Origin of the sequence: Flavobacterium sp. Sr18 (assembly GCF_011064265.1) — a bacterium.
Classification (GTDB): Bacteria; Bacteroidota; Bacteroidia; order Flavobacteriales; family Flavobacteriaceae; genus Flavobacterium; species Flavobacterium petrolei.
In genome coordinates this window covers 752,660-774,810 of record NZ_CP049329.1, presented here as the reverse complement: position 1 = coordinate 774,810, position 22,151 = coordinate 752,660, and the positions used below count along the sequence as shown (strand labels likewise).

Below are 22,151 nucleotides of genomic sequence, written 5' to 3'. Positions count from 1 at the left end.
ACAAATAGTGTAATGGTGTAGTTTGCTACATTGAAATTTTAAGATTGTCAAATGTAGAACGGCAACAGATATTTTTAAAAATACCATGGAGATCGCTTATAATGGATTATGAATAATTATAAAAAGTATCTCTACTTTAATTGGGAAATGATATTTTTCCCATAGAAACTGAAGGAATTCCTTTGCGGGTACCAAAATCTGAGCCTCCGCCTGCAATTGTTTCATTAGCCAAAACAGCAAATAATACTGCTTCTTTTGCATCACCAGATATACCTAATTCATCAGTTTTAAAAAAATGACAAGGCAATAGTTCTTTTAACCCATTAACTAATAGTGGATTATGAGTTCCGCCACCTGACATATAAATAGAGAAACTTTCTACATCGTATTTTGTATTTTCTATAGCATACTTGATTGCTTCGGCAATAGTTACGGCGCTAAATCTTGTTAATGTGGCTAATAAATCAGGTACTAAAATGTTTTGGGTATTACTTTTAGCTTGAGCACTTTTAACATATTCCATATTAAAAAGTTCTGGACCTGTAGTTTTTGGGAAAGAATCTTTAAAAAAACTATTTTCTCGTAAAGCCTCTAAAAGGGATTGGTTTACAACACCAAGTTTTGCAATTTCCGCATCTTTATCATACGATTTTCCGGGGTAAAATTGTCTGATACAGGCATCAATTAATGTGTTTCCAGTGCCTGTATCCGTTACGAAAACTTCTTCTGGGTTCATATTTGAGGGTAAATAGGTGAAATTTGCAATACCACCCATGTTTAACATAATACGATTTTCGCCTTTTTTTCCAAAAATAAAATAATCACCATAAACTGCCAGCGGAGCTCCTTCACCGCCTGCTGCAACATGTTTTTGCCTGAAATCAGAAATAGTTATTATTCCAGTCTTTACAGCAATGTGATCCCCATCCCCAATTTGCAAAGTGGCATTAGGAAATTTTTCTTGCAGATGTAATTTTTTTGGAAGGTGTAATACAGTTTGTCCATGTGAAGCTATTAAATCTACCTCATGATTTGATATATTCCAGTTTTTCAAACAATTTAATACCATGTTGGCATGAAGAATACCAATCCATTCATTCAATAAAACAAGAGAGTGGAAATCAATATTCTGTTTTGCAAACACTTTTTGAATCTCAGCCTTTATTTCGTTTGAATATTCAATCGTCTTAAAATTTGTTAGCGTGATTTTTGTATTTTCTCCTGTACCAGAAACCTTGCACAGAGCAACATCCAGACCATCCATTGAAGTACCTGACATGAGTCCAATAATCATCCTGGAAGGTTTTTTGGCAATTTTACACAGCAATTCTAAATTTTTATTCATGACAATATTTTTCGCAAAATAGTTTTTTTTTAACCAACATGTAAATACTGGAAAATTTATCTTTGATTGCAAATAAAATCCAGTATTCATGAAGGTTATTGCTAATAGCAAATTTCATATACCTTTAGCAAAGTACAAATTAAATTTTAGGAATTGTAAAACAATCCTAAAGAATTAAATTTAAAAAAGCAGTTGTGTTTGGTCTAAAAATTATAATTAAAACACTTTTACTATTTTGTCAAAATTGATTCTGATGCTAGTATATTCAACTCTTGCATACATTGCTTCATCATATGATACGTTCTTTCAATATCATTATCTAAACCAATTGAGAACCGAATCAAGCCGTCAGTTAATCCCATTTCTATTTGTTCTTCCATTGGAATTTCACTTGATGTTGAAGTTCCTGGGGCACTAAATAAAGTCTTATAAAATCCTAAACTCACGGCAAGATACCCAAGATTTTTGGCTTGCATCAATTCCATTAACGCATTGGCTTTCGCCAAAGTTTCTACGTCTAAAGTCATCATTCCGCCAAAACCATATTCATGATTGATCATTCCTGAATACAATTCATGACTTGGGTGACTTTTCAAACCTGGATAAACTGTTTTTAGGCCATCTTTTTCAAAGCGTTCTGCAAGATACATCGCATTATGGCTGTGTTGTTTCATTCTGATGTGTAATGTGCGTAAGTTTTTCATCACACTTGCTGAACGCAAACTGTCCATTGTTGGACCCAATAACATACTAGCACCGCTGTTCACATTTTTTAAACTGTCGATAAATTCTTGTGATGCACAAGTCACTCCACCCACAGTATCACTGCTTCCGTTGATGTATTTTGTCAAACTGTGAATCACAATATCAGCGCCTAATTTTGCAGGAGAAACTGATAATGGCGAAAAAGTATTATCGACAACCAATTTCAAATTGTGTTTTTCAGCAATTTTTGCCAAACCTTCAATATTAGCCACTTCTAATAAAGGATTACTCACCGTTTCACAGTACAAAACTTTAGTTTGTGGAGTAATGGCTGCTTCTACAACATCGAGTTTTGTGATGTCAACAAAGGTGGTTTTGATACCTAATCTCGGTGTAAAATTCTTCAAGAAAGCATAGGTTCCACCGTAAATTGTTCTGCTCGAAACGATGTGATCGCCCGAACCGCATAATTGTAATAGAGTAGGAGTAATCGCTCCCATTCCTGAAGCCGAAACATTAGCCGTTTCTGTTCCTTCCATTGCTGCCATGGCTTTGTCTAAGTACAAATTACTCGGTGAAGAGTGACGGGAGTACAAATAGCATCCTTCCATATTACCTTCAAAAGTATCGAACATCGTTTTCGCCGATAAAAAAGTATAGGTTGAGGAGTCTGAAATTGATGGATTTACACCACCAAATTCACCAAAGTACTGTAAATCCTGAATGTTGTCTGCGGGATTAAAATTTTTCATAGTTGTTTTTTTTTTGTTATTTGAAGCTACTCCTGCTATTCGCTTTATCTTTTACTTTTTAAAGAAAAAAGTAAAAGGATGCTGCTGCTATCAGGGCTAGGGGATTTCGGTCTTGATTAAATCTATTCAAAATAACAGTGTTCTAGATTAATAATCAATACTATTATTTATTATTAGATTTTAAAACTATAAAATATAAAAAATGTAATTTAATTTTCTAAATTAGCTTCCTAAATAGGATTTACATAGATTTTATTTCAATTCAAATTCTCAATAAAAATGACATTAGACTTAGTAGATAAAAAGTTGCTTTTTTTATTACAAAAAGACTGTAAAAAAACAACAAAGGAATTGTCCTTAAAACTTAATCTTTCAGTTACTGCCGTTTACGAGCGCATTAAAAAACTGGAAAGAGAAGGTATTATCGATAAATATGTTGTGTTAGTGAATCGTTCAAAAGTCGAAAAAGGTTTTGTTGTTTTTTGTCACCTTAAACTGATTCAGCATACGAAAGAATTTATCGCTAAATTCGAAAACGAAGTGATACAACTTAAGGAAGTAATTGAATGCCATCATGTAAGTGGGGATTATGATTATATCTTGAAAATAGTAGTAAAAGACATGGAAGCCTATCGAGAATTTTTGGTTACAAAACTCACAACATTGGAGCATATTGGAAGTACGCACAGTACATTCATGATTAGTGAAGTAAAAAACACGACCATTGTTGATATTTAGAATAAAAGTGGATTTAAAGCGGTATTCAATGGTAAGTAAATGTTAATTACTAAAAATTCGTAACAAAAAACCTTCTGAATTAAACTTTAAACAAAACTTAATTCCTTAATTTTGTGCAACATTTTATAAAAACACCATAAAAAAATATACTATGAGTTCATTTGACGTAGTCATTATAGGTTCTGGACCAGGCGGATATGTATCAGCAATTCGTTGTGCACAATTGGGTTTCAAAACAGCAATTATAGAAAAATATTCCACTCTTGGAGGAACTTGCTTGAATGTAGGTTGTATTCCTTCAAAAGCATTGTTAGCTTCTTCTCATCATTACAGTGAAATTGCTCATTTTGCAGATCACGGTATTGAACTTTCTGGAGAAGTAAAAGTAAACCTTGAAAAAATGATTGCACGCAAACAAGCTGTTGTCGATCAAACTTCAGGGGGTGTGAAATTTTTAATGGACAAAAATAAAATTACAGTTCTGGAAGGATTGGGTTCATTTGTGGATGCTACGCATGTTGCTGTTGCAAAAGCAGATGGAACTTCTGAAACTATCGAAGCTAAAAATATCATTATTGCTACAGGTTCAAAACCTTCTTCTTTGCCATTTATCAAAATTGATAAAGAAAGAATCATTACTTCTACTGAAGCTTTGAAACTTAAAGAAGTTCCAAAACATTTAGTGATTATTGGTGGTGGCGTAATTGGGATTGAATTAGGTCAGGTATATTTACGATTGGGAGCACAAGTTTCTGTTGTAGAATATTTAGACAGAATCATTCCTGGAATGGACGCTTCATTGTCTAAAGAATTGACTAAGGTATTGAAAAAACAAGGCATGAAATTCTACGTTTCACACAAAGTGAAATCAGTAGAAAGAAATGGCGAAGGAGTTGTAGTTCAAGCTGAAAATGCAAAAGGAGAAACAATTACGCTGGAAGGAGATTACTCATTAGTTTCTGTAGGACGTCGCCCATACACAGATGGATTGAATGCAGATAAAGCAGGAGTGAAAATCTCAGATAGAGGAATGGTTGAAGTCAACGATCATTTGCAAACTAATATTCCAAATATTTATGCAATTGGAGATGTAGTTCGTGGAGCAATGTTAGCGCACAAAGCCGAAGAAGAAGGAGCTATGGTTGCCGAAATATTAGCAGGTCAAAAACCGCATATTGATTATAACTTGATTCCTGGAGTTGTGTACACTTGGCCAGAAGTGGCTGCTGTTGGACAAACGGAAGAGCAATTGAAAGCAGCTGGTGTTGATTATAAATCAGGAAGTTTTCCTTTCAAAGCTTTAGGTCGCGCCAGAGCTGGTGGAGATTTAGACGGATTTGTAAAAATTTTAGCTGATGCAAAAACGGATGAAGTTTTAGGCGTTCACATGATTGGAGCTCGTTGTGCAGATTTAATTGCTGAAGCGGTTACGGCAATGGAATTTAAAGCATCTGCTGAAGATATTTCAAGAATGTCTCATGCGCATCCAACTTTTGCGGAAGCAATAAAAGAAGCAGCTTTAGCAGCAACTGATAATAGAGCTTTACATGTGTAATTAGTTAATTACATTTTCTATACAATAAAGAAACCCGCTCCATTGAGCGGGTTTCTTCGTTGTTATGAGTTTAGTTTAATTAGCCTTTTGCTACAAATAAACCTTTATAGTTTTCCCAATGGCTGTAAATTAAAAATAGATTGCCTAAAAATAAGAACACAGCGATTGGTATTCCTTCAGGGGATAAGAAAAAATTAATAAATAATATGTTTAAGGTGATTGGTAGGATTAATAGATTCGCTAATGTAACATAGCGTCCTGTAAGAAACGATAGTCCACAAAGGAATTCTATTGATTTTGCTAGTGGCAAGATGTAAGTAGAGGCGACTAAACCTATATTGAAAGCTTTGAAATTTCCTGTAACTTCAGGTTCTGGTGCTAGTTTTAGAAAAAAGCTAACAGAAGCATAAAGTAATATAAGCCCAATTAAAGTACGGATAATAATAATTGCAATTTTCATAGTATATGGTGTTAGAGGTTACATATTTGAAAACTATTATTGTGGAATTGCATTTTCATCCATATACATAATTTCCCACTGATGCCGGTCTAAATCGGCAAAACTATGTCCATACATCCATCCATGATCTTGCGGCTCCATATAAATTGAACCACCGGCATCTACTGCGGTTTTTACCATTTCATCTACTTTTTCTCTACTTTCAGCATCTATTGCAATTAATACTTCGGTATTTTTATGGGCATTGCAAATTTCTTTTTTGGTAAAGTCTTTAAATCGTTGCTCAGTAACTAGCATCGCAAAAATATTTTCTCCAATAATCATGCAAGTGGCATGTTCATCAGTAAATTGTGGGTTGAAAGAAAATCCAAGTGTAGTAAAAAAATCAATCGATTTTTTTAGGTCTTTAACAGCTAAATTGAGGAAAATTTTGGAAGCCATAACGGGAATGATTTAATGATTTACAAAATCTAAAACGGATCACGCACTATCAAATTTACAAAAAAATAAGCTAATTTTAGTAAAATCGGTTATTGAAGGTTTATTTTTTGTTGTAATTTTGAATTTTAAATACCAATACTTTTTGAGAACTTCTATTTACAAGTCTATTTCTGATCCAAAACTGTTTAAAGAACAGCTTTTATTTTGGTCTCAACAGTTTCGAGAAATCATTTATTTAGACAGCAATGATTATCCAAAAAATTATTCCAGTTATGATTGTGTTCTTGCCGTTGATGCATTTACTTCAATAAAAACGGATTATCAGAATGCTTTTGAGGATTTAAAACAATACCAGCAAAGTACCAAAGATTGGCTTTTTGGTTATTTATCCTATGATTTAAAAAATGATATTGAACAGTTGCAATCTCAGAATTTTGACGGATTAGAATTTCCAGATTTGTTTTTTTTTCAACCTAAGAAGTTATTTTTATTGAAAGGGAATCAACTTGAAATTCAATATCTCAATATGTGTGACGATGAAGTGGAGTTAGATTTTGAAGAAATTGTCGAAATTGGAAAGTCAAAAATCGAAATAGAAGCATTAGTAACCATTCAACAACGGATTCCGAAAGAGAGTTATCTTGAGAAAGTTTCAAAAGTTTTGGAACACATTCATCAAGGCGATATTTATGAAGCTAATTTTTGTATGGAATTTTTTGCTGAAAACGCAACGATTGATCCAATAGAAAAATTTATCAAACTCAACGAAATTTCTCAGCCTCCATTTGCCGTTTTTTTTAAAAACAACAACCATTTTTTGCTTTCGGCGACACCGGAACGTTATTTAAGGAAAGAAGGAGAACGCATTATTTCACAACCGATTAAAGGAACCGCGAAAAGATTTTCAGATCCAATCGAAGATGAGCAATCAAAAAGACAATTGGCTTTAGACCCAAAAGAACGAGCCGAGAATATTATGATAACGGATTTAGTTCGGAATGATTTGTCTCGAACGGCACAAAAAGGATCCGTTGAAGTAAAAGAGTTATGCAAAATTTACTCTTTTTTGCAAGTGCATCAAATGATTTCTACAGTGACATCAAAATTAGATGCGCAATATTCCGTTGTTGATGTATTAAAAACTACTTTCCCGATGGGAAGTATGACTGGAGCACCAAAAATTTCAGTGATGAAAATCATTGAACAGTTGGAGGAAACAAAACGCGGATTATATAGCGGCTCCGTTGGTTATTTTACACCAAACGGAGATTTTGATTTCAATGTTGTTATCCGAAGCATTTTGTACAATCAAGAGAAGAAATATATTTCTTTCTCGGTTGGAAGCGCCATCACTTCACAATCCATTCCTGAAAAGGAATATGAGGAATGTTTGCTTAAAGCAAAAGCGATGCGAGAAGTTTTAAGTTAAATCCAAACGAATTAATTAAATTTGAACATGCTACAGAAATTCCAAAACCATCTTCTTCATAATTTCCAGTTCTTGAGCGGAAAAAAAATACTTCTGGCGACAAGCGGCGGGAAAGACAGTATGGTAATGTTGCATTTGTTTCAGCAATTGGATTATGAAATAGGAATTGCACATTGTAATTTTCAACTGCGTGAAATGGAAAGTTTTGAAGACCAAAATTTTATCCAAGAATATGCTGCTGCAAATGACATTCCGGTATTTATAACACAATTTGATACCAAAGCTTTCGCAGAAGATTATAAAGTTTCTACTCAAGTTGCTGCGCGCGAGTTGCGTTACAATTGGTTTTATGAATTATTAGAGACTGAAAAATTCGATTATATTCTCACGGCACATCATGCCGATGATAATCTGGAAACGTTCCTAATCAATTTGAGTCGTGGAACTGGATTAGAAGGTTTAACTGGAATTCCGGAACAAAACGATAGAGTAATTCGTCCGCTTTTGGCATTTAGCCAAGAAGAAATGGAAGAATATGCCAGAATAAATAACATTAAATGGCGTGAAGACAGCAGCAATGCATCAGATAAGTACCTTCGGAATAAAATTCGCCATCATTTGGTTCCGATGTTAAAGGAATTGAATCCCAATTTTCTTTCATCGTTTCATAAAACGCAAACCTATTTACAAGAAGCGCAAGTGATGGTCGAAGATGCTTCGATTATGATTTATCAACAAGTGGCTAAACAAGAGGATGATACTATTTATTTTGACTTAAATAAATTAATAAAATTACCCAATTACAAATCGTATTTACATCAATGGCTGAAAGAATTTGGATTTTCGGCATGGGATGATATTTATGATTTGGTTGAAAGCCAATCTGGTAAATATGTTTTTTCACCAGAATATAGATTATTGAAAGACAGAGATTCTTTAATCCTGAGTCCTATAAATTTCGTAAATGAAAAGGAGGAATATTCTATTGATGAAAATCAAAAAGAAGTTAATATTCCCTTAAATCTTTTGTTTTGTAAAGTAGCGGACATTAGTTTAACAACGAACTCAGCTATCTTTGTTGACGCTGATAAACTTCAATTTCCTTTAGTTTTGCGCCATTGGAATGAGGGCGATAGTTTTCAGCCTTTTGGGATGAATGGTAAATCTAAAAAAGTGAGCAAGCTTTTTAAAGATGAAAAATTATCCTTGCTGGAAAAAGAAAATTCGTGGCTTTTATGTTCGAATGAAGACATAGTTTGGATTATTGGGCTTCGTCAGGATGAACGTTTTAGAATAGAGAACACAACAAAGAATATACTTAAAATACAATTAGAATAATGAAGAAACTACTATTTATACTTATTGCTTTTTTGGCTTTTGCCAATGGATATGCCCAAATTCTTGATCCTGCAAAATGGACTACCAAAATAGAAAAGAAATCTGAGAGTAATTATATTCTTACTTTTAATGCCGTCATAGAAAAAGATTGGCATTTATATTCCCAATTTACGGCTGACGGTGGATCTTTGCCTTTGGAAATTATTTTCAAAAATCAAAAAGGAAACTTTAATTTAGTGGGCAAAGCCAAAGAAAGCAAAACTACAACTGCTTTCAATGATGTTTTTGAAGTGAATGAAACGTACTTTGAGAAAAAAGCTCAAATTCAACAAGAAATCACGATTACAAACCCAAAGATTACAAAAATTGAAGTCAATTTGAATTATCAGGTTTGTAAAGAAGCATGTATCAATTTAGAGAAGAGTTTTACGTTTACCATTCCTGCCACTGCAAAAACAGCGGAAATATCTACTGTAGCATCAGATTTAACTACGATAGATTCAGCTAAAGTTGATACTTCAGTTGCCATTGCGGATGTAAATAAAGAACAAGTTGTTACTCCTGAAAAAGTTCCTGTTCTGGACACTAAACCTTCTAAACAAAGAGGATTATGGTCTATTTTCTTTATTGCTTTTTTATCTGGTTTTGCCGCGTTGCTTACGCCTTGCGTCTTCCCGATGATTCCTATGACGGTCAGTTTTTTTACCAAACAAAGCAAAACAAAAGCAAAAGGAATTAGAAATGCCATTATTTATGGAATTGCAATCATCTTCATATATGTTGTTTTAGGATTCTTAGTGACTTGGATTTTTGGTGCGGATGCATTGAATGCGTTGTCTACGAATGTTTGGTTTAATATTATTTTCTTTGTTTTATTAGTCACTTTTGCGGCTTCATTTTTAGGAGCTTTTGAGATTATGTTACCAAATTCTTGGGCAAATAAAGTCGATAATCAAGCGGATCGAGGCGGAATAATTGGAATTTTATTCATGGCTTTGGCATTAGCAATTGTCTCTTTTTCGTGTACAGGACCTATCGTAGGAACACTTTTAGTCGAAGCTGCGTCTAAAGGCGGAATAGCTCCAATTGTTGGAATGTTCGGATTTTCTTTGGCTTTAGCCTTACCATTTATGTTATTTGCCATGTTCCCAGGTTGGTTGAATTCATTACCAAAATCTGGCGGTTGGTTGAATACGGTTAAAGTAGTTTTAGGATTTTTAGAATTGGCTTTGGCATTCAAATTTTTGTCGAATGCGGATTTAGTTTTACAATTGCATTTCTTGGAAAGAGAAGTGTTCTTGGCGATTTGGATCGCTATTTTTGGAACATTAGCCTTTTATTTATTCGGGAAAATTACACTACCGCATGATAGCCCGATGAGTCATATATCAGTAGGAAGATTGTCTTTTGGATTGGTAGTTTTGGCCTTTACCATCTATTTGATTCCCGGAATTTGGGGAGCACCATTAAAATTAATTTCTGGTTTCCCACCTCCAATGACGTATAGCGAAAGTCCGTACGGAGTAGGAAACTCTAAAGGTGGTTCGAATGCATCAGCTCAAATTTTGCCGGAAGGTGCACATTTAGGACCGCATGATCTTATTGCTTTTGAGGATTATGAAAAGGGATTGGCTTATGCCAAATCAGTTAACAAACCCATTTTACTTGATTTTACAGGATATGCTTGTGTGAATTGCAGAAAAATGGAAGATTATGTTTGGTCTGATCCTGCGATTTTAAAAATATTACAAGATGAAGTGGTATTAATATCTTTGTATGTCGATGATAAAAGAGAATTACCAAAAAGCGAGCAATATGTATCTAAAGAAACGGGTAAAGAAATTGTAAGTGTTGGAAATAAATGGAGTGATTTCCAAATTACAAGATACAAAGCCAACGCGCAACCGTATTACATTGTTATCGATGTAGAAGAAAATATGTTGTCTGATAAACCGGAAAGTTATAATTCGGATATTAATGCTTATAAAGGCTGGTTGAGAGAAGGAATTGATCGCTTTAAAAAGGCTAAATAAAGCGTAACAACAAGACAAAATAGTAAACGTAAATTGCACTAATTTCCGGGGATCAAGCCATGGAAATTACTGCAATTTTTTTTGAATTTAGTATTTTTAACTAAGTGTAATTGTTATATTTTAACTGTAGACAGGAAATTTTTTTATTCAATTATTTTTTCGATATAATCAGAATTTAAAAGATACAAAGCGCCCATATAGCGTATTTGAAAAGCAACTAAGTCTCCAATTTTATACGTTTTTTTAGAATTAGAAATATCTATAACCAACATATCAGAACTGGCATCTACAATAGTAATATCCGTGTCATCAGATTCAATGTATTGTGGTTGCATATCTAGCAAACCAATATCTAGAATGGCTCGCAGCGAAGTAATTCCCAGATCAGTGACATCGTCCATTGAAAACGAATTTCCGGCTACATTCTCTCCTAATTCACCTGTTGGCGTATTCGGCTTTTCAGTAATTTCGATGATTTCAGCATATAATTTGAAAACATCATGGTGCATTCCTTCAATTGTATTTCCAGTAAACAAGTCTTTCCCAAAAAAAAGCGCTTCTCCTATTCTGAAGTGATTCACTGCCATTGGTCGGGCATTTTTTAGGAGCAACGGTATTGTAACCGAAGTTCCTCCGGAAACGAAAGGAATACTGATATTGAATTTAGCTTCGATTAATTGCTTGTATAAACTCAATTGAATAAGCTTGTCCTGCGTTGGCATTACGCCGCTAAGGCAATTAAAATTCGTCCCGATACCAGAGATTTCGATATTTGGCATTTTTAGAATTGTACCATAAAAGTCTATTAATTCTTCCCCCATAACGCCTTCGCGAAGGTCTCCCATTTCAATCATGATGATGATTTTATGCGTCTTATTTTGCTTCACCGCTTCATCTGAAAGTAGTTGTATGGTATAGATTTCAGTATTAAAACTGATATCGGCATACTTAACAATGCTTTCAATACTTCGTTTTGCAGGTGGTTTTATGTAGACAGTTTGAATTTCAGGATCTAATGCTTTAATTTTTTTCAAATTACTCACTCTGGAATCATGAATTTCACGCACTCCTAAAGCAATGATTTCTTTGAGGTAAATTTTATTTCCGCACAGCAGTTTTGAAACTACGCCCCATTCAATATTTCTGGATTTAAATGTTTCATCTAAAAACTGATAGTTTTCCTGTAATTTTTTTCGATATAATTTTATAAAAGCCATTATTCTATGATTTTACGTGGAATTGCTTTAGAAATCCGAGTTAATAATTCGTAATTGAGTTGGTTACTGAAATCACTGAAAGAAGCTACAGATACGGAAAGCTCTTTTTGTGTGCCTATCAGTACTACTTCATCCTCTTTTTTTGCTATGTCGATATCAGTAATGTCGACAGTCATCATGTTCATGTTTACGGAACCCACTACAACACAGCGTTGTCCATGGATAAGAACACGACCTTGGTTGCTCAATGAGCGACTATATCCGTGGCAGTAGCCAATGGGGACAACAGCGATTTTCATTTTCCTTTTAGCCATAAAACTGCTACCATACCCAATGAAATCACCAATATTTACTTTTTTTATGCTCATAATAGCACTTTTCCAAGTGATAACGCGTTGTAATGGATCGGTTTTATTCTTTTTAGAATTGAGATAGGTTACAAATACTTCGGGACTGGACCACAATCCGTATTGCATAATTCCGATGCGTACCATATCCATTCTGGTTTGCGGAAACATTATTGATGCTGCTGAACAAGCAGAATGTCTGATTTGTGGTTTCAGGTCATTTTTACAAAAAATGGCATAAATTTCTTCAAACTTTTTGATTTGTTGATCCACTCTGTAATAATTAGCTATACTTTCGGCACCCGCATAATGTGTGCAAAGCCCTTTGAAAGTAAGATATTGTTCTTCTTTTTGTAATATAGCAATAATAGTATTCAGTTCGTTTTTGTCAAAACCGGTTCGGTTCATTCCGGTTTCTACTTCGATGTGCAGAATTGCTTTTTTGTCGAGTTTTTTAGCCGTTTTCATAGCTTTCGTTAGTCGGCTTTTATCAAAAACAAAGAATTCGATGTCATTTTGGATTACCCATTCCATGTCTTCATCCTGAACAAGTCCCATAACCATTATAGTTGCTTTGTCCTTTAATGTACTTTTGACAACTTTAGCTTCTTGAACATCAAAAACAGAAAAATGAGTTACGCCACATTGAAAAGCCATAGAAACAAACTCCTGTACCCCGTGACCATATGCATTTCCTTTTACAACAGAGGAAACCAATACTTTTTTTCCGAAAGTCTTTTTTAGAAAGTCGATGTTGTTTTGATACGCGCAGCGATTAAGCTCTATAAGTGAATTAGTGTGCATTTGTAATTTGTTTACTGATTTCATAAAAAACGGATACTCCAGTTGCAATAATTTCATCTGGAAAATCATAATCAGGATTGTGTAATGCAGGAGTGTTTATTCCTGCTCCCAGTCCAAACATGGCGCCAGGATAGTGTTGTGTGAACAAACCAAAATCTTCGCCCCAAGTGAATGGTTTCTCTTTTTCGAATAATTCAAAACCATTAATTTTTGCTGCTTTTTTGATGAATGTTACAGCATTTTTGTCATTCTCATTGGCTTGAAAACTTTGGGTCCAACGGGTTTTACACTTTATCTGATGCTCTTTTGCGATTGATTTGGCTAAATTTTCTAAAGCGAGTTCAATCTTTCTCATTTGCAAATTGCTGTCACTTCGTACTGTAAAATGAATTTCTCCTGTACCAGCTGATACGCCATACGCTTTTTTGCCGATTTTAGAATAAATGGGGGTAATCAGGCAATAGTTTTCTTTTGTAATATCGGTTTGAATAATAGTATTAAATTGATTAATAATTGCGGCTATTGCCAAGGCAGGGTTTATTCCTTTTTCGGGCTCACCGGCATGAGCTGTTTTGCCTTTTAATTTTATAATAATGCTGTTTACGGCGCAGGTAAAAGTTTCGTTTTTTACTACAATTTGATGTATTGGAAATCCCGGCAAATTATGAAGTGCAAAGACGTAATCGGGTTGGATAGAAGCAAATTTGGGATCCGATAATACTTTTTGAGCACCACTGCCGTCTTCTTCAGCGGGTTGAAATAATACAATAGCAGCTCCTGATTCTGGTTTGTTCTGATGCAATTCAGCAGCTAAACCACAGAGGATAGCCATGTGACCATCGTGACCGCATTTATGTGAAACGCCATTATTTAGGGAACGATGTTCAAAATCATTCGTCTCTTCAATGGGTAAAGCATCTAATTCGCATCGGAATAATACTGTTTTTCCGGCTTTTTTACCTTTGTAAATTGCCATGACACCAGTTGTACCTAATTCGGTAATCAATTCAGCAGGTTGATAATTTTCGAGAAAAGAAAGGATCCGTCTAGACGTTTCAATTTCTTTACCGGAAACCTCCGGATGCTGGTGTAGTTCTTTTCGCAACCGCACAAGTGAATCGGTAAACTGGTTTGAATTTTCCATTTTGGATTATTTGATGAGGCGCATTTCCAGATATTTATTGGTAAAACCTAAACTTTCATATAGTTTTTTGGCAGGATTATCCGGTTCAACATGCAATGCTATATTTCCTTCGGCAATTGATATGGCTTCTTGCATCAACTGTTTTCCAAATCCTTTTCCACGTTGACTGTTGTCCACGGCAATGTATACCAAAATATTTTCGGGAATAAAATCTTTCATTCCTGTGTTGTTCAAGATCACAACACCCACGATTTTCTGTTCCTCGATTCCCACAACAATGTTTCCTCCTTTGGCAGGATTCATGACATAATCAATACATTTTTGAATGTCTTCAATAGTGTCGCCATATTGTTCTAAATGCGTATAAAGGAAGAGTGCTATAATTTGATTGGTATATATTGTATCTTCTCCGGTAGTGTCATTAATTTGTTTGAATTCCATTTTGTCTGTCTTTTTTGTTATAGTGATAAAGTGATATTGTGATGAATAAAATAAGTGAAACACTTATTCCGTAAAGATTAGCGTCTAAGTGTTCCGGCAGTTTTAATCCCAAAGGGAGTTTATTCTCCGAAACAATTAATAGAATCGTGGTTGCACCGCCAAAAAGCATGCTCCAAAAAGCTGCTGTTGGATGGCTTTTTTTCCAAAACAAAGCGCCTATTACTGGAACAAATAGTCCTGAAACCATGAAAGCATAGGAGTAAAGCATCAGTTCTAATACATTTTGCATTTGGGACGCAATTAAAATAGCAAGAAAACCAACCATTAAGGTGACTACTTGTGAGAGTCTTAGCTCCTTTTTATGACTCAATTCTTTTTTAGAAAACTTAGCAATAATATCAGTGACAATATTTCCAGAAGCCGCCATCAAGCAACTGTCCGCAGTTGAAAGTATAGCCGAAAAATAGGAGGAAAGCATCAATCCCATTAATCCTACAGGAAGTATTGTGGCCAATAAAATAGGCAATCCCATTTCGCTGTCCATATTGGCTGCATCAGTAATGCCATTAAACATTCCTTTGTTAGCAGCCACTTTAGCCAGCATTCCCAGGATTACTCCCATGAATGCCATTATCGGCCATTCAAAAACGCCTGCAATCAGCCAAGCTTTTTTAGCTTCTTTTTCACCCTTGCTGGCATAAATTCGTTGGTATAAAGTCATTCCTACAAACCAAATAGGAATAATGGTTATGGACCAGTTTAGAATCTGATACCACTTCACATTGGTCAGCGATAAATATTCAGGTGCTAAGCTAGTTTTGATCGCATCATAACCTCCCACGGCAGTGTAGGCAATAGGAATTCCTATGAAAACCAATCCTCCAATCAAGACTAACCATTGGATCGTATCGGTATAAATGACCGCTTTTAGTCCTCCAATAGCGGTGTAAATTACTGCGATAAGACCCATGACTATCAGCGCAGTTTGTAAATCAAGTCCTTTTATGGTTGCCGAAGCTAATTTGGCTCCTGCCAAAACCTGAGAACTCGTAAATCCGATGTATCCAATAGCTGAAATAATTCCGGCCAGCAGCGCAACTTTAGCATTATAAAAATGATCAAATATTTGCGGGAAAGTAAAAAACTTGTATTTGTGTCCTAATGCGCTTACTTTTGGAATAAGAAAAACGGCACTCAACCATGCGCCCAGCAGTCCGGTGAACAGCATCCATGAACCTGATATTCCCATTGTAAAACCAAGTCCACCCAATCCTATTGAGAATCCACCACCAACATCAGTGGCAACAACTGATAAGCCAATGTGCCAGCTACTCATATTTCTGCCACTTACGTAAAAATCTTCAGCGGTTTTATTTTTGTTAAAAAAGTAAACACCAACGCCTAACATGGCCAACATATAAACAATAAAGATTGCATAATCTATTATGTGCATATTATTAATTTTCGATTATTTAATAGCCTGTAAATGGAATTTTTCCAAAAGGCAAAAGGTGCAGTAAACTGCAAAAAAAGATGATTTTTTCAGAATTTTTTTCTGAAATAAGGGATCTTAATTTTGGGTTAAAAGTGCACAAAAAGAGACTTTAAAAACCACAAAAAATAATTTGGTATTTTACAAATATAAGGCAAATTATCTGAAAATAGCTCTTAAAATGGGTGAAATGTACTTTTTGTAAGGAAAAACGATCTTTTTATGGGTTTCTTTTGTAAATAATTCAAGGCAAAGACAAAGGATTATCTGGTAGAAAAAGTTGCTAATTTGAATACACAAATGAATGAATTATTGGTGTGAAAGCATTGAATAATGAGCTATTATAAACAGCGTCAATTGCTACTTTTTCATCTTGTCAAAGTCGATATATGAATTTTAAAAAAGTTGGAATAAGGATACTATAATCAGTGAGATTTTTTATCTTTAAAAACTATTTTAATTCAAAAAATTCATGAAAAAACTACTTAGTATTTCTCTTTTTTTTATTGGCGCAGTTCTGTTTGCCCAAGACAATAAAGCCAATTATGTTTCGGAAAATTACACTAAAAAAGAAGTGCATATAAAGATGCGCGATGGTGCAGAATTATTTACTTCTATTTACACCCCCAAAGATGTTTCTAAAAAATATCCGATTATAATGCAAAGAACGCCTTATAATTCTGGTCCTTATGGAGAAGGTCAGCTCAAAAGAAGTATTTCTCCTAGCGAAACCATGATGAAAGAAGGATATATTGTGGTCTATCAAGATGTTCGTGGCAGGTTCATGAGTGATGGATTATACGATAATATGCGAGGTTTTATTCCAAATAAAAAAGGAAAGGCAGCTACCGATGAAGCCTCGGATACGTATGATACGATAGATTGGTTGGTCAAAAATGTAGCTAATAACAACGGAAATGTTGGAACTTGGGGAATTTCATATCCCGGATTTTACGCTACGTATTCTTTGTTGAGCAATCATCCAGCTTTGAAAGCGGTTTCACCTCAAGCGTGTATTGCTGATTTCTTTTTTGATGATTTTCATCATAATGGAGCCTATTTGTTGAGCTATTGGAAAGTGACGCCATTATTTGGTCCTCAAAAAACAAAGCGAACTACGGAACCTTGGTATAAATTTACGAATACGGGTACAAATGACGATTATCAGTTTTTCTTGGATGCAGGGTCATTATCGAATCTAGATAAATATTATGGTAAAGATGATGAGTTTTGGCAACAGCTGAAAGACCATTCCAGTTATGATGATTTTTGGCAAAAACGTGGAATTTTACAACATTTGAATAATATCAAACCAGCTGTAATGACCGTTGGCGGTTGGTTTGATGCTGAAGATTTATATGGACCTTTGAATACGTATAGTACGATAGAAAAGAGTAGTAAGAACTACAACACTATCGTTATGGGACCATGGAGCCATGGTGATTGGGCTAGAAATTCAGCAAAACAAGTGATTGGTAATATTAATTTTGGAGACAGTATTTCAGGTTATTATCAAAAAAATATAGAAGCTAATTTCTTTCGTCATTTCTTAAAGAATAACGCTAAAGGTGAAAATAAATTACCAGAAGCCTATGTTTTTGATACTGGAAGAAAAGAGTGGAAGACCTATGAAACTTGGCCTCCTCAAAATACTGAAAAACAAGATTTCTTTTTGCAAGGAAATCAATTGACAAAAATGGCGAAGCGAAATATTTCTTTTGAAGAATTTATAAGTGATCCTAAGAAACCGGTTCCTTATTCTGAAGATATCAAACAAGCCGGTCTTACACCAAGGAAATATATGACGGATGATCAGCGTTTTGCCGCGAGACGTCCGGATGTGATTGTTTTTGAAACAGAAGTATTGAGTGATGATACGACATTAGCAGGAGAAATATTAGCCAAATTACAAGTTTCAACTACAGGAACAGATGCGGACTGGATTGTAAAAGTAGTTGACGTTTTCCCTAATGATGAGCCAGAGACCAAAGATGTTGCTCCTTATTTGAAGATGAGTAATTATCACATGATGGTAAGAAGTGAAGTGATGAGAGGACGTTTCAGAAACAGTTTCTCAAAACCGGAAGCATTTGTTGCTAATGAGAAAACACATGTAAATATTAAGTTACAAGATGTTTTTCATACATTCAAAAAAGGACATAAAATCCAAATTCAGGTTCAAAGTACGTGGTTCCCGTTTATTGATTTGAATCCACAAACATTTGTAGAAAATATTTTTTATGCTAAACCAGAAGATTTTCAAAAGCAAACTCATAGAATTTATAATGATTCAAAAATTGAGTTTACAATTTTAAAATAGATAATCCTTTTGCTTAATAAAAGCATTCGATTATATTTAAAAACAAAATCCCAATCTTTTTTAAAGATTGGGATTTTGTTTTTAAAGGATATTAACTAGAAGTAGTCTTGCAAAAAATGTTTTTAAATATGTTCTTTCTTGTCTAAAGATAATTGGACAGACTGCATAGAATCATCCTTCTTTGAGTGACTGCAGAGCAAAAAAAAACTCTCTGAAGTGCAGAGAGTTAATTTATTTTAAGATGATTTACAAAAATTCACCATGTTGAGAAATATCTAAACCTAATTCTTCTTTTTCTTCACTTACACGAAGTGGAGTAATTTTGTTTACAATAAAGAAAAGGAAATAGGAACCTACAAAAGCAAATATGGAAACAACTACTAAAGCAGTTAATTGATTGATAAATAATGTAGCGTCTCCAAAAATTAGACCTTGATTATCACCAACAATGGAGTTGATCGATTTTGAAGCAAAAACTCCAGTTAAAAGCATTCCAACCATTCCGCCCACACCATGGCAAGCAAATACGTCTAAAGCATCATCAATTTTTAATTTGTGGAAACTTCTAACCACTAAATTACTAACGATACTGGCAAAAGCTCCTATGAACATTCCGTGTGGAATACTCACAAATCCTGCAGCAGGAGTAATAGCCACTAAACCTACTACAACACCGATACAAGCTCCCATTGCAGAAAGTTTGTGACCAAGAATTTTGTCAAGAAATACCCAAGCCATTCCAGCTGCGGCAGCTGCAACAGTTGTAGTACCCAGCGCTTGAACCGCTAGGCCGTTAGATCCTAAAGCTGATCCAGCATTAAAACCAAACCATCCAAACCATAATAAACCAGTTCCTAATAATACATAAGTGATACGGGCAGGATTAGGTTTTTGTGCTTTTCTTTTTCCAAGAAAAATGGCTCCTGCAAGTGCAGCCCATCCAGCACTCATGTGAACGACTGTTCCACCTGCGAAATCCAATACCCCCATTTTAAAGAAAATACCATCTGGGTGCCAAGTCATGTGTGCTAATGGTGTATAAACTAGTAATATAAATAAAACCATAAATAGTAAGTAAGCCCAAAAACGAATTCTCTCAGCAAAAGCACCCGTAATTAAAGCTGGGGTAATTATGGCAAATTTTGCTTGAAACAATGCAAATAACATAAAAGGGATTGTTGGAGCAAGACTCCATGATGTATTAGTACCTACACCTTGAAAGAATAAATTCGGGATAGGATTTCCTATAACGCCGCCAATTGTTGGGCCAAATGATAATCCAAAAGCGATAACAACCCATAAAACGGTTACAATTATCATGGCCATAAAACTTTGAAGCATGGTACTGATGACATTTTTTTTACCTACCATCCCACCATAAAAGAAACCTAAACCAGGAGTCATGATTAATACAAGTGCTGTAGCAACAATCATCCAAGCGGTATCGCCAGTGTCAAATTTTACAGCTTCTGCGGGTGCAGGGCTATCTGTTAGAAAATAATTTGAAAAAAGGGTAAATACCAAGATTGTGATTAATATCACACTTAAAATAATTTTTCTCATTGTTTTTTAGTTTTAAATTTCGATAAAAATATAAAAATCATCAACAACCCCCTTTATAAAAGTAATTGAATGTTTTATTTTTACGATTTAAACAATGCACACCCCTTTTTATTGTGGGTATATTATAATTTGAAGTTAAAATTTGTAATTTGTTAAAATTAGGTTAAAGGAATATTATGTTTTGATATCTAAAACCGCCTTTTCTACAAAAAATTAAGAATCCTATTCTGATTTGTCGCCGTCTTTTGTAAAGACAAAAGAGATTAAACTAAAAAAGGCACTAATTGCATGGATTGCAATTAGTGCCTTTAAATTATAAATGATGTATTTATTTCAATGTATGTTGGCTCAATATTTTATAAACCTCATTGATGTTGTTTCCTCCTTTACCAAATTGTTTGATAATTGGATTATTATCGTGGTTTAACCAAATTTTTAATTCGGCATCCAAATCTAATATTCCGGCACTTTCTTTAGAGAATTTCTTAATACTGGAATAGGGAATAGACATATAATCAACTTTACTTCCAACCAATTGTTTTTCGACTAAAATCAGTCTTTTATTGGTGAAAATAAACATATCCCGAATAAGCTTATACGCTTTTTCGATTTTTTCTCCATCTATTAAGATAGGCTCAAATTCATTCGAAACATTTTCAATATTCACTTCAGATGCATTGCCTAAAATGGCATTAAATAGTCCCATTGTATTAATTTATTTTTGATTGTATTTTGTTTTATATCGGTCATTAAGCTTAGTTTGATGTGTTTCCAAACTAATCATTCTCCCTTGTATAAAGGCATTAGTCAATTTATTGGTTCTCATATCTAAAGCATCGCCTTCGGAAATGAATAATGTAGCATCTTTTCCTTGCTCTAAGGTACCACATTGCGCATCAATTCCTAATATTTTAGCAGTATTTGATGTAATTAGTTGTAACGCTTTTTCTTTTTCCATTCCGTAGGCAGCACATGTTCCCGCTAAAAATGGTAAATTTCTGGTATTCATTCTTTCATGGGCACCGCTATTTTCTAAACCTACAAGGACACCTTTATCGGTTAATAATTTGGCTGCTTTGTATGGTAAATCAATATCATGATCATCATTCTCTGGCATATCATGCACGCGTTTAAGCAGTACGCCAATATTATTTTTTTGTAATAATTCAGCAGTTTTATACGCTTCATACCCGCCAACAATGACCATTTTTTTAATACCATTTTCTTTGGCAAATTGCACCGCATCGATTATTTGTTTTTCTTCATTGGCATGAACAAACAGCGTTAGACTTCCGTCATATAGACCTTTTGTAGATTCTAAAACTAAATTTCTCTCTTTTGAACTATCGCCTAAATACGCTTTTGCATTAGATAAAAATCCAGATAATTCTAAAACTTGTTTAGCATAGTCCTTATTAGCTTCTATATTTCCTGGTTCTGCCCACCATCCACTTCTTTTAAAGGTGGATGGGAAATTGATGTGAATTCCATCATTTTCTTTTATAATTGCATCTTTCCAATGCCAAGCATCCAGCTGAACAATTGAGGAAGATCCAGAAATCACTCCGCCTCTAGGTGTTATTTGAGCCATCAAAATACCGTTTGGTCTTACTGTTTCAATTACTTTAGAATCGGCTGTGTAAGCAACAATACTTCTTACATTTGGATTCATTGCTCCAATTTCATCTTCGTCATCGGAGGACTTTACGGCATCTATCTCTACCAAGCCTAATGTAGAGTTAGGTGCAATAAATCCCGGATATATATGTTTTCCGCTGGCATCAATTGTCATGTCATAGGCACCCGCAGCTAAGCGTATTACTCTCGCATCTGCAACCAAAGTGATTTTCCCGTCTACAAATCCGATGGCGCTGTTCTCAATCACTTCACCATTACCCAAGTGTGCTGTAGCATTAAGGATTAAAACAGATTTTGATTGCTTTGCGGCTGGTGTTTGTTGTGCCTGAGATAGTATTGAGATACTAAAGGCCAATATTAAAAGATATATTTTTTTACTATTCATGATT

At 34.5% G+C, this 22,151-nt stretch carries 18 protein-coding genes; 6 read left to right on the top strand and 12 right to left on the bottom strand.

The window, feature by feature from the left end; translation table 11 throughout:
- Nucleotides 1-136 precede the first annotated feature (136 nt).
- The gene (locus G7A72_RS03455) at nt 137-1,345 is read right to left on the bottom strand and encodes an anhydro-N-acetylmuramic acid kinase (protein WP_165151443.1); all 1,209 of its coding nucleotides are present in this window, start codon (nt 1,343-1,345) and stop codon (nt 137-139) included.
- A 230-nt stretch (nt 1,346-1,575) separates the two neighbouring features.
- A complete protein-coding gene (locus tag G7A72_RS03450) occupies nt 1,576-2,802 on the bottom strand; it encodes an aminotransferase class I/II-fold pyridoxal phosphate-dependent enzyme (RefSeq protein WP_165151442.1) in 1,227 nt (408 codons plus the stop codon).
- Nucleotides 2,803-3,081: 279 nt separating this feature from the next.
- Here G7A72_RS03450 and G7A72_RS03445 point away from each other — a divergent pair, with 279 nt between their 5' ends.
- Entirely contained in the window at nt 3,082-3,540 is a 459-nt protein-coding gene (locus G7A72_RS03445) for an Lrp/AsnC family transcriptional regulator (protein WP_113634615.1), read from the top strand.
- Between the two features lie 151 nt (nt 3,541-3,691).
- A complete protein-coding gene (gene lpdA, locus G7A72_RS03440) occupies nt 3,692-5,095 on the top strand; it encodes a dihydrolipoyl dehydrogenase (RefSeq protein WP_113665525.1) in 1,404 nt (467 codons plus the stop codon).
- Nucleotides 5,096-5,174: 79 nt separating this feature from the next.
- Here lpdA and G7A72_RS03435 read toward each other — a convergent pair whose 3' ends face one another.
- Nucleotides 5,175-5,555: a DoxX family protein gene (locus G7A72_RS03435; RefSeq protein ID WP_113634612.1), complete on the bottom strand. Its 381-nt coding sequence runs from the start codon at nt 5,553-5,555 to the stop codon at nt 5,175-5,177.
- 36 nt (nt 5,556-5,591) lie between these two features.
- Nucleotides 5,592-5,996 carry a VOC family protein gene (locus G7A72_RS03430; RefSeq protein ID WP_165151441.1) on the bottom strand — a complete coding sequence of 135 codons (405 nt, stop codon included), beginning with the start codon at nt 5,994-5,996 and terminating at the stop codon, nt 5,592-5,594.
- 142 nt (nt 5,997-6,138) lie between these two features.
- On the opposite strand from G7A72_RS03430, the gene G7A72_RS03425 reads away from it, so the two are divergent.
- The 3 genes from G7A72_RS03425 to G7A72_RS03415 are packed head-to-tail and all read left to right on the top strand — an operon-like array spanning nt 6,139 to nt 10,796.
- Nucleotides 6,139-7,425: an anthranilate synthase component I family protein gene (locus G7A72_RS03425; protein WP_165151440.1), complete on the top strand. Its 1,287-nt coding sequence runs from the start codon at nt 6,139-6,141 to the stop codon at nt 7,423-7,425.
- A 27-nt stretch (nt 7,426-7,452) separates the two neighbouring features.
- The gene (gene tilS / locus G7A72_RS03420; RefSeq protein ID WP_165151439.1) at nt 7,453-8,763 is read left to right on the top strand and encodes a tRNA lysidine(34) synthetase TilS; all 1,311 of its coding nucleotides are present in this window, start codon (nt 7,453-7,455) and stop codon (nt 8,761-8,763) included.
- Nucleotides 8,763-10,796 carry a thioredoxin family protein gene (locus G7A72_RS03415; protein WP_165151438.1) on the top strand — a complete coding sequence of 678 codons (2,034 nt, stop codon included), beginning with the start codon at nt 8,763-8,765 and terminating at the stop codon, nt 10,794-10,796. The genes tilS and G7A72_RS03415 overlap by 1 nt, the downstream gene beginning before the upstream one ends.
- 143 nt (nt 10,797-10,939) lie before the next feature.
- On the opposite strand, the gene G7A72_RS03410 is transcribed toward G7A72_RS03415, so the two are convergent.
- The 5 genes from G7A72_RS03410 to G7A72_RS03390 are packed head-to-tail and all read right to left on the bottom strand — an operon-like array spanning nt 10,940 to nt 16,202.
- Nucleotides 10,940-12,013, bottom strand: a complete 1,074-nt coding sequence (locus G7A72_RS03410; protein ID WP_091171105.1) for an alanine/ornithine racemase family PLP-dependent enzyme — start codon at nt 12,011-12,013, stop codon at nt 10,940-10,942.
- On the bottom strand, nt 12,013-13,164 hold the full coding sequence (alr, locus tag G7A72_RS03405) for an alanine racemase (RefSeq protein ID WP_165151437.1): 1,152 nt from the start codon (nt 13,162-13,164) through the stop codon (nt 12,013-12,015). Before alr ends, G7A72_RS03410 begins: the two co-directional genes overlap by 1 nt.
- Complete coding sequence (locus G7A72_RS03400) at nt 13,154-14,308, bottom strand: amidohydrolase (protein ID WP_165151436.1); 1,155 nt, start codon at nt 14,306-14,308, stop codon at nt 13,154-13,156. The genes alr and G7A72_RS03400 overlap by 11 nt, the downstream gene beginning before the upstream one ends.
- 6 nt (nt 14,309-14,314) lie before the next feature.
- The gene (locus tag G7A72_RS03395) at nt 14,315-14,749 is read right to left on the bottom strand and encodes a GNAT family N-acetyltransferase (RefSeq protein ID WP_165151435.1); all 435 of its coding nucleotides are present in this window, start codon (nt 14,747-14,749) and stop codon (nt 14,315-14,317) included.
- On the bottom strand, nt 14,730-16,202 hold the full coding sequence (locus G7A72_RS03390; RefSeq protein WP_165151434.1) for a sodium:solute symporter: 1,473 nt from the start codon (nt 16,200-16,202) through the stop codon (nt 14,730-14,732). Before G7A72_RS03390 ends, G7A72_RS03395 begins: the two co-directional genes overlap by 20 nt.
- Nucleotides 16,203-16,713: 511 nt before the next feature.
- Between G7A72_RS03390 and G7A72_RS03385 the strand changes: the two genes are divergently transcribed.
- Nucleotides 16,714-18,561 carry a CocE/NonD family hydrolase gene (locus tag G7A72_RS03385; protein WP_165151433.1) on the top strand — a complete coding sequence of 616 codons (1,848 nt, stop codon included), beginning with the start codon at nt 16,714-16,716 and terminating at the stop codon, nt 18,559-18,561.
- Nucleotides 18,562-18,807: 246 nt separating this feature from the next.
- Here the strand turns inward: G7A72_RS03385 and G7A72_RS03380 are convergent, their stop codons facing one another.
- The 3 genes from G7A72_RS03380 to G7A72_RS03370 all read right to left on the bottom strand — a co-directional run bounded on the left by G7A72_RS03380 (nt 18,808) and on the right by G7A72_RS03370 (nt 22,147).
- Complete coding sequence (locus G7A72_RS03380; RefSeq protein WP_165151432.1) at nt 18,808-20,124, bottom strand: ammonium transporter; 1,317 nt, start codon at nt 20,122-20,124, stop codon at nt 18,808-18,810.
- Nucleotides 20,125-20,452: 328 nt separating this feature from the next.
- Entirely contained in the window at nt 20,453-20,830 is a 378-nt protein-coding gene (locus G7A72_RS03375) for a PH domain-containing protein (protein WP_113665535.1), read from the bottom strand.
- 9 nt (nt 20,831-20,839) lie between these two features.
- On the bottom strand, nt 20,840-22,147 hold the full coding sequence (locus G7A72_RS03370) for an amidohydrolase family protein (RefSeq protein WP_165151431.1): 1,308 nt from the start codon (nt 22,145-22,147) through the stop codon (nt 20,840-20,842).
- Nucleotides 22,148-22,151 lie beyond the last annotated feature (4 nt).